This window comes from Streptomyces sp. NPDC002054 (assembly GCF_040296685.1).
Lineage (GTDB): Bacteria > Actinomycetota > Actinomycetes > Streptomycetales > Streptomycetaceae > Streptomyces.
The window spans coordinates 13,423-26,192 of sequence record NZ_JBEOXT010000023.1 but is presented as its reverse complement, the minus strand read 5'-3'; the positions used below and the strand labels follow the sequence as shown (position 1 = coordinate 26,192).

Below are 12,770 nucleotides of genomic sequence, written 5' to 3'. Positions count from 1 at the left end.
AGGCCGGACCGGTGACGCGAACGGGGCTGGGCCCCACCCCCGCGGGGGTGGGGCCCGGCCCCGTTTCACTCGCTCCCGGAGATTCAGGCAGTTACGGGCCCCGGGGAGACGCGGCCGGCCCGCGTCGCCCGGGACTGCTCGAGCGCACGCTCCCGCTCGCGTTCCCGGGCCCGCTTCTTCGGCAGGCCCACCGCGAGGACCTCGAAGTTCGCCTTGGTGATGTCCAGCCGGTGGAAAAGGCTGTCGGGGCCGGTCACGCACAGCGTCCCCACACCGAGCTCCTTGAGGGACTCCACCATGCTCGGCCAGTCGATCGGCCGGTCGAAGGTGTCCAGCATCATCGTGCGCATCCCGGCGGCGTCCCGGACGACCGTGCCGTCGTGGTCGACGACCACGGGAAGGGCGGGGTCGGCGAGCTCGTACGCGCCGAAGACCTCCTCCTCCGCCTTGCGGCGCAGTGCCGAGAACGCCGCCGCGTGCACGGGAGGCCGCATCGAGTACATGGAGTAGCCGCCCGCCGCACTGATGCCGGCCGTCAGGGTGTCGAGCTCCTTCTCCCGTACGGACAGCATGTGGAAGCCGGCGTCGAGCCGGCCGGAGAAGTCGTACCAGGCGCCCCGGTCGTCGAATCCGGCGAGGATCTCGTCCAGGCGGTCCTGCGGGGTGCGGACGAAGCAGTGGGTGACCACGTCCTCGTACGCGCCGGAGAAGTACTCCTCCTCGCAGCGGGCCAGCTCCGCGGTCAGCCGGACGACATCGGGGAAGGACAGCGACCCGGTGAAGGCGGCGGTCGCCTTCTGGCCGAAGCTCGGTCCGGCACAGACGGTGGGGGAGATGCCGAGGGTGTCCACGGCCCGGTCCGCCAACGCCATCGAATTCACCAGGAACGCGAGCTGGTAATAGACCGAATAATCTTCCTCGGCGTCACGGAAACGGTCGAACACCGAATAGCCGAGGGCCTCGTCGGCCTCCGCGAGGCGGATCCGTGCATAGGGGTCCAGCAGCAGGAATTTGCCGACTTCGGCGAAGGACGCGGGGCCCATGCCGGGGAATGCAATCGCGGTCCCGGTCCGGGAATCAGAAGAATGAGTCATGATCCGTGAATACCTTTGTTTCCGTCGACGTGAAAATGGCCCCGTACCCGGCCGGGCGCGGGTGCGCCGGTCCGGGCACGAGGCCGGGGGAGAAGCGGTGGAACAGGGTCAGTCCTGGGCCCTGCGGTGGAAGCCCTTGATCCCGATCGCACCGAAGATCAGGATCGCCGCAATCAGCGCCGGCAGGCACACCCACAGCGGGATCGAGCCGGGCCCGCCGGGTGGCAGCAGCAGCGCGCGGAGCCCCTCGCTGACGTAGGTCAGCGGGTTGAACGCGCACAGCACCTGGAACCACCGGACATCCGCCAGGCCGTGCCACGGGAACTGCGTGCAGCCGGTGAACATCAGCGGGGTCAGCGTCACCGCGAAGACGATGCTGATGTGCCGCGGCGGGGCCAGCGTGCCGATGGTCAGGCCGACCGTGCTGCCGGCCAGCGCGCCCATCAGCAGCACGCCCACCGTGGCCGGGAACTGCTCCATGGGCCAGGACGCGTTCTCGAGGATCAGGAAGCCCATCGGGATCATCAGCAGCGAGGCGATGATGCCGCGCAGCATGCCGAAGACCAGCTTCTCGACGGCCACCAGGGTGGTGGGGATCGGGGCGAGCAGCCGGTCCTCGATCTCCTTGCTCCAGGAGAAGTCGATGATCAGCGGGAGCGCCGTGTTCTGCAGGCTCACCAGGAAGGCGTTGAGCGCCACCACACCGGGCAGCAGGACCTGCTGGAAGTTGCCGCCGGTGTAGCCGAGTTCGCCGAGGACCTTGCCGAAGACGAAGAGGATGAAGAAGGGCTCGACGAGCACCTGGGCGAGGAAGGTTCCCACCTCGCGTCCGGTGACGAAGATGTCCCGCCAGAGGATGAAGAAGAACGTACGGGTCACCGAGCGGATGCCGGTGGGCGCGGGCCGCAGCTCCGGGGGGAAGCCGGCGACCGGGTCGGGTGCGGGTGCGGGTGCAGGTGCGGTGGCGGTGCTCATCTCAGCTCCCGGCCGGTCAGCTCGATGAAGACGTCCTCCAGGGTCGCGGTGCCCACTTTGATGTCCTTGATGTCGCAGCTCGCCGCCGTCAGGGTGGTGATGGCGGCCGGAAGCACCACGCCGGGCGGCGCGTCGCTGTAGAGGCGGAGCCGTACGGGCGCGTCGGCGTCGTCCTGCTCGATCGGTTCGACCCGCGTCACCGCGTCGATCTTCTCCAGCTGGCGGACGGCTTCCAGCGCACCGGACTCCGCCGGCCGGATCGTGAGGGTGAGGGCGGTGCCGCTCAGGGTGTCCATGAGCGCCTGCGGGGTGTCCAGGGCGAGCAGCCGCCCGTGGTCCACGATGCCGACGCGATCACAGAGCCGGGCGGCCTCGTCCATGTCGTGGGTGGTGAGCACGGTGGTCACACCGCGCCCGCTCAGCTCGGCCACCCGCTCGTGGATGAACAGCCGTGCCTGCGGGTCGAGTCCGTTGGCCGGCTCGTCCAGGAAGAGCACGTCGGGCCGGTGCATCAGGGCCCGGGCGATCATCACGCGCTGGGCCTGGCCGCCGGAGAGCTCGTCCCCGCGGTCCTTGCCGCGGTCGGCGAGCCCCACCCATTCCAGGCACTCGTCCGCGAGCCGGCGCCGTTCGGCCCGGCCCATGCCGTGGTAGCCGGCATGGAAGGTCAGGTTCTGCCGCAGGGTGAGCGACTGGTCGAGATTGTTGCGCTGGGGTACGACGGCGATGGCCCGGCGCGCCTGGGCGGGATGGGCCACGACGTCGACGCCCTGTACGAAGGCGCGCCCCGCCGTGGGGGCCACGCGGGTGGTGAGGATGCCGATGGTGGTCGTCTTGCCGGCTCCGTTGGGACCCAGGAATCCGAAAACCTCACCCCGGCGGACCGAGAAACTCAAGCCGTCCACCGCCGGTCGGTCACGATCCCGGTACTTCTTGACCAGTCCGTCGACCACGACAGCGCAATCCACGGGTCGTTCAGGTGTCATGTATGCCTGGCAATCAAGCGGGACGCGGCAACGGCGGCCGGCGCCGACTGAATAGGACACAGAAGTGATGCGTGCCATGTCTAGCACGCGGGAGACTGCCGTGGTCCAACCGGGCCCGCGCCTAGGGGGAATGGGGAAATCCTTAGGGGGGCATAGGGGTGATCACGTATTGCGGTCGTGCCGAATATCTTCGTAGCATCGCCAGGCGACCGAGCCGGATCATTTCCGATCGCCTCACCATTCCGCGAGGAGACCCCGTGAAAGCACTCGTCCTGTCGGGGGGATCCGGCACTCGTCTGCGTCCCCAGCCCACCACCTCCGCCGAACAGCCCGTCCTCTTCGACGTCCTCGACGGGATCGCCGGCGTGGGCATCACCGATGTCGGCATTGTCCTCGGGGACACCGCCGACGAGGTCCGGGCGGCCGTCGGCGACGGCGCCCGCTTCGGCGTGAGCGTCACCTACCTCCCCCAGGGCCGGCCGCAGGGCCCGGCCCACGCCGTGCGCACCGCACGGGACTGGCTGGGCGAGGACGACTTCGTCACGCACCCGGGCGACACCTTCGTCCCGCGCGGCATCGGCGAGCAGATGGAGGAGTTCCGCAGCCGCCGCCCGGCGGCGCAGGTCGTGCCGGGCCGGGCCGGGATGTACTTCTTCACGGACGCCGTGCACCAGGCCGTGGCCGCCGTCGACGCCGTCCGGCCCGCCACCGGCGACGGGCCGGAGATCGCGGACATCCTGCGCTGGCTGGCCGACCAGGGCCTGGAAGTCGTCTCCGGCACCGCCGGTCACCTGCCCGACCACGAGTTGGAGACACCACCCGAAGCGGAGTTCCAGGGAGCATGACCCATGCGCACAGCCGCCTCCCCGCCGGGGAGACCGCCCCCGACGAGGTCAGCCTGATCCAGATCCGGCAGCCCGCGATCCCGAGCAGCTACCGCATGATCTGCTTCCCGAACTCGCGGAACTCCCCGCTCTGTTACCTCGCCATGGCCGAGCTGCTGCTGCCCACCGTGGAGCTGCTCATCGTCCAGTACCCGTCCATGCCCTCCGAGGAGGACTTCGACGCGGCGGCGGGCGCGGAACTCGCCGACAAGGTCTTCGAGGCGGTACGGGGCTGGGCCGACCGCCCGTTCGCCCTCTTCGGGCACCGCCTGGGGGCCGAACTGGCCTATGCGGTCGGCTGCCGGCTGGAGCAGGAGACCTACGTGGCACCGCTGACCCTCTTCGTCTCCGGGCGGTCGGCCCCCGCCCACCGCGGCAGCCTCGGCCCGCCCGCGCTCGACTGCCGGGTCGTCGCCCTGACGGCCGACCACGACCCGCGCGCCACGCTCGCCGGCGTCCGCGCCTGGCGGCGGTGCACCTCCGGCCGGTTCGACCTGGAGGTCTTCCCCGGTGCCCAGGGATACCTGAAGTCGTACCGCCGGGAGGTGGTCAACATCGTCCACGACCAGCTGATCTCGCTCGGTGAACCGGACTCGGACTGATCGGACTGAGGGGCCCGAAGGGGTCGTTCAGGGGTACCCGCCCCCCGGACCGCTGCCTAGCGTGCGGAGTTGGAGACCCGTGTCCACGGACCCACCCGCCAATCCCGCGAATCCCGACCCGGCCGTGTCACGGCCCAGAGGAAGGACATTGTGCGACCGATGACCGCGAAGATACTTGCAGCCGACTCGGTACGGCCCATCGACGAGTTCGAACAGGACGCCCTCCGGGTGGCCGAGGCGATCCGCGAACGCGGCGTCGGCCTCGGCGACCGGGTCATGCTCAAGGCCGGCAACTCGGCGAGCTACGTGTGCGTGCTGTACGCACTCATGCACGTCGGCGCCTCGATCGTCCTCGTCGACCAGCAGGAGCACGCGGAGGAGACCCGCCGCATCGCCCTGCGCACCGGCGTCAAGGTCACCTTCGTCGACGACGAGACCCCCATCTACCCCGATGCCGACCCCATCCACCTGTACGAGCTCATGGTCGCCGTCGCGGACCACGAGCCCACCGCCGCAGCCCTGTCCTTCGACGCCTGGGGCGAGCTCCCCGACGGCCTCATCATGTGGACCTCCGGCTCCACCGGATCCCCCAAGGGCGTGGTGAAGTCCGGCGCCTCGTTCCTCCGCAATCTGCAGCGCAACGCCGACCAGGTCGGGCACCGGGCCGACGACGTCCTGATGCCGCTGCTGCCCTTCGCCCACCAGTACGGCCTGTCGATGGTGCTCATCGCCTGGCTCACCCGCTGCTCCCTGGTGATCGCCCCCTACCGCCGTCTCGACCGCGCCCTGCGCATGGCCCGTGATGCCGGGGCCACGGTCATCGACGCGACCCCCTCCAGCTACCGCAGCATCCTCAGCCTGGTCACCCGTAAGCCGGCGCTGCGCGCCCACCTGTCCGAGACCCGGATGTTCTGCGTCGGCGCGGCGCCCCTCGACGCACCGCTCGTGGACCAGTACGTGGCCGAGTTCGGGCTTCCGCTGCTCGACAGCTACGGCTCCACGGAGCTCGGCAACATCTCCTTCGCCACCCTCGACAACCCGGTCGCCTGCGGCCGGGCCATGGAGGGCATCCGCCTGCGGATCACCGACGAGGACGGCCGCGAGCTGCCCGCGGGGGAGACGGGAGAGATCGAGGTCGACACCCCCGACGCCCTCGAAGGGCAGGTGGCCGAGGACGGCAGCATCATCTGGGCCCACGCCACCGGCTGGCAGGCCACCGGCGACCTCGGCCACCTCGACGCCGACGGGAACCTGCACGTCCTGGGGCGCAAGTTCGCCGTCCACCGCATGGGTTACACCCTCTACCCCGAGCTCATCGAACGGAAGGCAGCAGCCCAGGGCTGCCCCGTCCGGATCGTGCCGCTGCCCGATGAACTGCGCGGCTCGCAGCTGGTCTTCTTCGTCGAGGACGAGGAGATGCAGGACGCCCGGCACTGGCGGGAGCGGCTGTGCGACCTGCTGCCGGCCTTCGAACAGCCCAATAAGGTCGTGGTCCTGGAGCGGTTCCCGCTCAACCGCAACGGCAAGCCCGACAAGAAGGCGCTGACGGAGCTGGCCACCGCACAGGCGTGACCCCGACGGCACCGTGAGGCGCCCCCGCCCTGCGGCGGGGGCGCCTTCACGTTCCCTCGGTCAGTCGTCGTAGGGCAGTTCGACGGGCGCCAGCGCCTCGAAGAGGTCACCGGGGCCGGGGTTATCGGGGTGGGTCGCCCCGCCCAGGTGGTCCACCACGCCCCACACCGCGTTCAGTGCCGTGGTGACGGCACCCTCCGCGAATCCGGCGGTCCACGACACGTCGTCCCCGCACAGGAAGAAGCCGCGCTGCCCGTCGGGCAGCCCGCGCTGCATGAACTGCGTGAACAGCCGCCGCTGATAGCGGTACTGGCCCGGCAGGTTCGACTTGAAGGCGCCCATGAAGTCCGGCTCGGTCTCCCAGGTGACGGTCAGCGGATCACCGATCACATGCGAGCGGATGTCCAGCCCGGGGTAGATCTCCGCGAGCTTCCCCAGCAGCACGTCCAGCCGCTCCCGTGCGCTCAGCGTCGCCATCTTCAGGGAGTCGTCGTTCCACGTGTACGACAGGCACATCACCCCCGGGCGGTCCGGTCCCTCGTCGAAGAGGTAGACCCCGCGCGGCATCCGGTCGGTGAGCGTCATGCTCATCACCGGCAGCCCGGTGTCCGGATCCACATCGCGCCAGAACGGCCGGTCGGTCAGCACGAACAGCTTGGACGAGCCCATGTAGTGGGTCCGCTCGACCGCCGTCCACAACGGCGCGCTCAGCAGCGCCGGATCGGCCTCCACGCGGTTCAGCAGCGTCCACACGTGCGGGGTGTAGACCACGGCGGCGAACCGGTCCTGCCGTCCGTCGGTGTCGGTGACGGTGAACGAGGTTCCGTCGCGCGTGACGGAACGGACCCCGGGCCGGGGGGGCCCGTCGTGCAGGGAGGCCAGCGAGGTGCCCGCCGGCCAGTGCGCGCAGTCCTGCGGCCGGTGCTGCCACAGCCCCCGCGGCACCTGCTGGGAGCCGCCGAGGATGGCCACCTGGTGGTCGTCGGCCTCGGTGTAGACCACGCGCAGGATCTCCAGGAGCGAGTTGGGGAAGTCGGTGTCCCAGCCGCCGGTCCCGAAACCCACCTGGCCGAAGATCTCCCGGTGCCGGAAGGACCGGAACGCGGCACTGGTGGCCAGGAAGCCGTAGAAGGACTGGTCGTCGAACTCCCGGACCAGCCGGTCCCAGACGTGCTTGAGCGTCTCCACGTCGCGCCGCCGGACGGCGTCGCGCATGGTGGCCAGCTCGGCCCGCTCCTGGAGCGCCTTCTCCCAGGCGGCGGCCACCTCCTGGTAGACGTCGGGCAGTTGCTCCGCGCTCCGCACGGTGTGGCGTACGCCGCCCAGGTCGATGAGCGTGCTCGGGGTGTGCGCGGCAAGGGGGTTGGGGAAGGGGCTGGTGGGCAGCCCCAGCAGGTCGATGTAGTGGAACAGGGCGCGGGCCGACAGCGGGAAGCGCATCGCACCCATCTCCGCCACCCGGTCGGGCTGCCCCGGGAAGGGCACCGAGCGCATCCTGCCGCCCAGTTGGCCCGGCTCGTAGACGACCGGGCGCAGGCCCAGCCGCATCAGCTCGTAGGCGGCGGTCAGCCCCGCCATCCCGCCGCCCACCACGGCCACGGGCGTCCCGGCCCGCCCGGGCGGCAGGGAGCCCAGGCCGGCCGGGTGGCGCAGCCAGCCGTCGTAGGAGAACGGGAAGTCCGGCACGAGCATGGTGGTGGGGGCCGGGCTTGCTGATGTCATCGGGAGTACCTCTCGGGCCGGTCCGGCAAACGCGTCCAGGGGGAACCGGAGACGAGCCGGGCGCAGCCGGGAACGCGGCGCCGGAGCGGGCCCGGACGGCGGGAGATCCACGCGCCGTACGCCGTGCACAGTCGGTCCGGTCCTCGCACGCTATGCAGCGGCCCCGGAGCCGGACAACCCCTATCGACCCGGGTGACCGACCCCGCCCGCGATCCCGCCCAGGGCCGGTGCCACCCGGTGGGCGGGCACGGTGATCGCCGTGACGACCAGACCCCGGTCGGCGAGCCAGCGGCCGGTGAACGCCGTCACCGGCCGTCCGTCGGGGCCGGCCCCCGGACGCAGGATGCGGGCCCGGAACGTGCCGCGCCGCGAGCCGCCGGGGCCGTCCTCGTCCGCGCGGAAGGAGAGGGCCGCGTCGTCGAAGTCCAGCTCGGTGCCCACCAGCGGGTACCAGGTCTTGTACACCGCCTCCTTGGCGCTGAACAGCAGCCGGTCCCGGCACAGCCGGGCCGCCCCGGCCACCGGGGTGCGGGCCCAGGCGAGCTCCTGGGGGAGGGCGATCGACTCCAGCACCCCCGGGGGCAGCGGCCGGTCGGGCTCGGCATCGATGCCGACCGCCGCCAGATCGGTGTCCCGGGCGAGGACGGCGGCCCGGTAGCCGGCGCAGTGGGTCATGCTGCCCACCACCCCGACGGGCCACTGCGGCACATTGCGCTTGCCGGGCAGGACGGGTGCCGGCGGCAGCCCGAGCGCGGCCAACGCGCGGCGGGCGCAGCCCCGTACGGTGGTGAACTCCTCGCGCCGTTCCTCCGGCGCGGCGGCGACCAGGGCGGCCTCTTCGGGGTAGAGGACCGCGGAGCCGTCCGGCCCGAAGGCCTCGCTCGCGCACACCGCTTCGGGCAGCAGGCTCTCGATCACGTCCGGTCCTCCCCGGCCTCGGGCCGTCCGGTGTGGGGCAGGATCTGCCGCAGCAGGCCCTTGGGGTGGCCGCGCCGCCGCCACTCGCGCGGGTAGCCGATCGACACCTCCTCGTGGCGCACCCCGTCGTACCAGGTGGTCCGGGGGATGTGCAGGTGTCCGTAGACCACGGCGGCCGTACGGAACCGGCGGTGCCAGTCGGCGGTCAGCACGGTGCCGCACCACTGGGCGAACTCCGGGTGCCACAGCACGTCCGTGGGCTGGCGGACCAGCGGGAAGTGGTTGACCAGGACCAGCGGCACCGCCGGGTCGTGCGCCTCCAGCCGGCGCAGGGTCTGCTCGACCCGGGCCCGGCACCAGGCGTCCCGGCTCGGGTACGGGTCGGGGTGCAGGAGGTACTCGTCCGTGCAGACGACACCGGCCTCGTGCGCCCGGGCCAGCGACTCCTCCTTGGTCGAGGTGCCCGCCACCCGGAAGCTGTAGTCGTACAGCAGGAACAGGGGGGCGACGGCGACCGGGCCGCCGGGCCCTGCCCAGACCGGCCAGGGGTCCTCCGGGGTGACCACGCCCAACCGCCGGCACATCTCCACCAGGTACAAGTAGCGCTGCTCGCCGCGTGCCTGCATCGGGTCCTCGCGCGGGGTCCACAGCTCGTGGTTGCCCGGAGCCCACACCACCTTGGCGAAGCGTCCGGCCAGCAGGCGCAGCGCCCACTCGATGTCCTCGGTCAGCTCGCCGACATCGCCGGCGACGATCAGCCAGTCGTCCGGGTGGGTCGGCCGCAGGGATTCGGTGATGGGCCGGTTGTCGGCCATCCCGATGTGCAGATCGCTCACCGCGAGCAGCCGGGGCCCGGCGGCGGGAGCGGGCTGGGCGGCGGACTCAGGCACTATGTGCGACATCGGTGTCCCAACTGACCGGCAGGTCTTGGCGGCGCGAAATGTTGATCTTTCGGTAGACGCGGGTCAGATGCTGTTCCACGGTGCTGACGGTGATGAACAGCTTGGATCCGATCTCCCGGTTCGTGTATCCGTGCGCGGCCAGCGTAGCCACCCGGCGTTCGGCGTCCGTCAGCGTGGACACCGCGGCCGACTGCGGCTGCGCGGGGCTCGGCGCCGGTGCGGCCACAGGCCGCGGCGGTGCGCTCTGCGGGGGCTGGTCGGTCTGGAGGCGGTGGGAGAGGTCCCGGGCGCCGCACGCCTCGGCGATCCGCCACGCCCGACGGGTGCAGGTCTTGCCCTGGGCCGCGTCGCCGAGCCGCTCGTACGCAGCTCCGAGGTCGGTCAGCGCCCGGGCCAACTCGTGGGAGTCGCCCTCTTCCTGGAGCAGGGCCACGGCACGGTCCAGCAGGGCGGGCCGCTCGGCCGGCGGCCGGGCGCCCGCCAGGACGCGCAGGGCCAGGCCGCTCACCCGCGGCCCGGCGTCCTCGGCGAGCTGCTCCCTGGCGAAAGCCTCGGCCGGTTCGCGGTTGCCGAGGGCCAGCGATGCCTCCGCGACCCCGACGCGCCAGGGCGCCAGCCCCGCCCGGTCCATGTTCCAGTCGCGCATCAGCTTCCCGCAGGTCATGAAGTCCCGGAGCGCCGCGTGATGCCGTCCGGTGGCGAGCTGGTGCCTGCCACGCGCGTAGATGTAGTGCAGCCCGTAGCGCGTCAGCAGCATCTGCTCGGGCACCGGGTGGTCCAGCAGGGCCGCCGCCGCCTCGTGGTCGCCCATGGCCGTCCGCGCCTCGATCAGGGCGGCAAGCGGCATGCCGATGCCCACACCCCAGCCGTGCGGCGGGAGTTGTTCCAGAGCCTGTTCCGCCAGATGCCGCGCCTGCGCCAGTTCGCCGCGGCGCAGCGCCATGTGCGCACGCATCGCCTGCATGACCGAGGTCCAGCCGGGTGCGCCGCGCTCGGCCGCCTCCTCCAGCAGCCGGTCGGCCCACAGGGTCGCCGGGCCCAGCCGGTCCGCGTACAGCAGGGCCAGCAGGCAGGCCCGTACCGTGACGTGGGTCTCCTCCGTGAGGCGGCTGCCGGCCAGGATCCGCTCGGCGGTCTCGGTGAACTCCTCGTCCTCCGCGCCCCGGTCCCGTCGGCCGGCAGCCGGGCCACCGCCCGCGCTCAGGACCCCGTGGAGCAATCCCATCGCGGCCGTCAAGCCGTCCTCCTGGGCACCCGCCGGGTGTGCCGCGCCGTCCAACGACGGGCCGAGCGCACCGTCCAGTACGTCCAGCAGCGTGGGGTAGGTGGAGGCCAACACCATCCGGACGCCGCGCAGTTCGGTGCTGAGAGCCGGGTCGGGGGTGTCCGACATGCCCTCGACGGCGTGCTGGATCGCCGTCGCCGCATCGTCGATCCAGCCGTTCCACAACAGGTCGCCGACCAGCCGCAGGGAGTCACTGACCGGCAGGGTGCCCTGGTGCAACGCCGCGTTCAGCGGCCGGAGTTCATGCGCCCAGGCCGACGGGTTCACCCGCCATATGAACTTGGCCATGCTCGCCCGGAGCTGGAGCCGCTCCCGCTCGTCCCGGGAGCACTGCTCCGCCAACCGCAGGCAGCGCACCGCGAACCCGACCCGCTGGGAGGCCAGCGCCGAGTGCGCGGCGTCACTCAGCACCCGCGGCACCCACTCCTCGTCGAGAACGCCGCCCGGCCCGTGGCCCAGCAGGTGCGCGGCGACGACCAGCGGCGCCGCCCCGGCCTCGTACAACAGCCGCGCCGCGCGCCGGCGCAGCCGGGCCACGGTGTCGTCGTCCAGGCTCTCCAGCACCGCCGTGCGTACGGCGCCGTGCCGGAAGCGCTCCCCCTGGAGGATGCCCGCATCGCCGAGAGCGGCCACCACCTGTTCCACCGTCCGCTCCTCGGCATTCACCAGCCGGGCCAGCAGCGGCAGCGAACCGGCGCTGCCCAGCAGCGCGATGCCCTGGGCGACCCGCAGGCCGTCGGTACCCGTACGGTGTACACAGATCAGCGCGTTCTGCAGGAAGTGCTCACCCCCGTGCAACGGTCCGTCGGCCGTCTCCGCGCCCCGCTGCCGAGGAGTGTGGTCGTCCAGGAGGCTGCGGACCAGCAGCGGGTTGCCGCCGGTGGCCTTGTGCAGGGAGGCGGCCATACCGGTCGTACGGGCGGTGTCGTGTGTCCGGTGGGCCTGGTGGGCCAGCAGCGCCTCCACTCCCTGCGCGCTGAGCGGGCCCAGCCGCAGGTGCAGTCCCTCGGCCTGGCGGAGCAGTTCCTCCAGGACGCGCGGCGGGGTCGCGCCCGCGTCGGGGCCGCGGGTGACCACCAGCGAGAGGGCCGCTCCCGCGGTGCGCGCCCGGCCCAGGGCATACAGGAGGCAGTGCAGGGACTGCGGATCGGCGTACTGCACGTCGTCGATGGCGATCAGGACGGGCCCGCACGCGGCGAGGCCGGCGAGCCGGGCGTGGAATGCCATGAGCGTCTGCGCGGGGACGAGGTCCTCGGCGCCGGCCGGTCCGTGGAGCGACAGGGGGCCTGTGGCGCCGGGGGTGTCGCGCAGCAGTTCCTCCACCACACCGAAGGGGATGTCCTGTTCGGCGGCGGAGGTCACGGCGCTGAGGAGCCGGATGCCCGAGTCGGCCGCCCGTTCCAGCGCGCGGTGGAGCAGAGCCGTCTTACCGCACGCCACCGGGCCGCTGATCACGGAGATCCGGCCGGGTCTGGAAGGGACATCGGGGGCGTTGCCGTTCGCGCTGGTGTACCTGGCTCCGTGCGCGGTGAGGTGGGACCCGGCGACTTTGGTCACCCAGGAGGTCAGCTTGGCGATCTGTTCATCCCGTTCCACCAACATGGCTGGAAGCCTCCCCGATGAGATACGAAACGTCGCATGTCGGTCTCATGGCATGACATGGCTATTCCCTGGAGTTCCTGCGCGAACGGGAAGGCAGTGCCGGACGAGCGCACGCGAATAGGCGCTCACGGTTGGTCAAACGGCGGGCACGCTCATCCCGTTGTGCAGGATCGGTTTGAACTGTACCAACTTTTGGCCGGTCAGCTATCTGAGCTCCTTTGGAATGAT

At 71.6% G+C, this 12,770-nt stretch carries 10 protein-coding genes; 3 read left to right on the top strand and 7 right to left on the bottom strand.

Annotated features, from left to right (window positions below; translation table 11 throughout):
* Positions 1-83 precede the first annotated feature (83 nt).
* The 3 genes from ABT123_RS21840 to ABT123_RS21830 form a co-directional block, all read right to left on the bottom strand.
* A complete protein-coding gene (locus ABT123_RS21840) occupies positions 84-1,094 on the bottom strand; it encodes an ACP S-malonyltransferase (RefSeq protein ID WP_351317137.1) in 1,011 nt (336 codons plus the stop codon).
* A gap of 108 nt (positions 1,095-1,202) precedes the next feature.
* Positions 1,203-2,069, bottom strand: a complete 867-nt coding sequence (locus tag ABT123_RS21835; protein WP_351317134.1) for an ABC transporter permease — start codon at positions 2,067-2,069, stop codon at positions 1,203-1,205.
* Entirely contained in the window at positions 2,066-3,022 is a 957-nt protein-coding gene (locus ABT123_RS21830; protein WP_351317132.1) for an ABC transporter ATP-binding protein, read from the bottom strand. Before ABT123_RS21830 ends, ABT123_RS21835 begins: the two co-directional genes overlap by 4 nt.
* A 290-nt stretch (positions 3,023-3,312) precedes the next feature.
* Between ABT123_RS21830 and ABT123_RS21825 the strand changes: the two genes are divergently transcribed.
* The 3 genes from ABT123_RS21825 (at position 3,313) to ABT123_RS21815 (ending at position 6,113) form a co-directional block, all read left to right on the top strand.
* Positions 3,313-3,900: a sugar phosphate nucleotidyltransferase gene (locus tag ABT123_RS21825; protein WP_351317129.1), complete on the top strand. Its 588-nt coding sequence runs from the start codon at positions 3,313-3,315 to the stop codon at positions 3,898-3,900.
* The gene (locus ABT123_RS21820) at positions 3,897-4,541 is read left to right on the top strand and encodes a thioesterase II family protein (RefSeq protein ID WP_351317126.1); all 645 of its coding nucleotides are present in this window, start codon (positions 3,897-3,899) and stop codon (positions 4,539-4,541) included. Before ABT123_RS21825 ends, ABT123_RS21820 begins: the two co-directional genes overlap by 4 nt.
* A gap of 159 nt (positions 4,542-4,700) precedes the next feature.
* Positions 4,701-6,113 (top strand): class I adenylate-forming enzyme family protein, encoded by a 1,413-nt coding sequence (locus tag ABT123_RS21815; protein WP_351317123.1) that lies wholly within the window; start codon positions 4,701-4,703, stop codon positions 6,111-6,113.
* A 60-nt stretch (positions 6,114-6,173) separates the two neighbouring features.
* Here the strand turns inward: ABT123_RS21815 and ABT123_RS21810 are convergent, their stop codons facing one another.
* The 4 genes from ABT123_RS21810 to ABT123_RS21795 form a co-directional block, all read right to left on the bottom strand.
* Positions 6,174-7,835 carry a flavin monoamine oxidase family protein gene (locus ABT123_RS21810; protein ID WP_351317120.1) on the bottom strand — a complete coding sequence of 554 codons (1,662 nt, stop codon included), beginning with the start codon at positions 7,833-7,835 and terminating at the stop codon, positions 6,174-6,176.
* Positions 7,836-8,015: 180 nt separating this feature from the next.
* Entirely contained in the window at positions 8,016-8,753 is a 738-nt protein-coding gene (locus ABT123_RS21805; protein WP_351317117.1) for a 4'-phosphopantetheinyl transferase family protein, read from the bottom strand.
* Positions 8,750-9,655: a metallophosphoesterase family protein gene (locus ABT123_RS21800; RefSeq protein ID WP_502971011.1), complete on the bottom strand. Its 906-nt coding sequence runs from the start codon at positions 9,653-9,655 to the stop codon at positions 8,750-8,752. Before ABT123_RS21800 ends, ABT123_RS21805 begins: the two co-directional genes overlap by 4 nt.
* On the bottom strand, positions 9,636-12,542 hold the full coding sequence (locus tag ABT123_RS21795) for a helix-turn-helix transcriptional regulator (protein WP_351317114.1): 2,907 nt from the start codon (positions 12,540-12,542) through the stop codon (positions 9,636-9,638). The genes ABT123_RS21800 and ABT123_RS21795 overlap by 20 nt, the downstream gene beginning before the upstream one ends.
* Positions 12,543-12,770 lie beyond the last annotated feature (228 nt).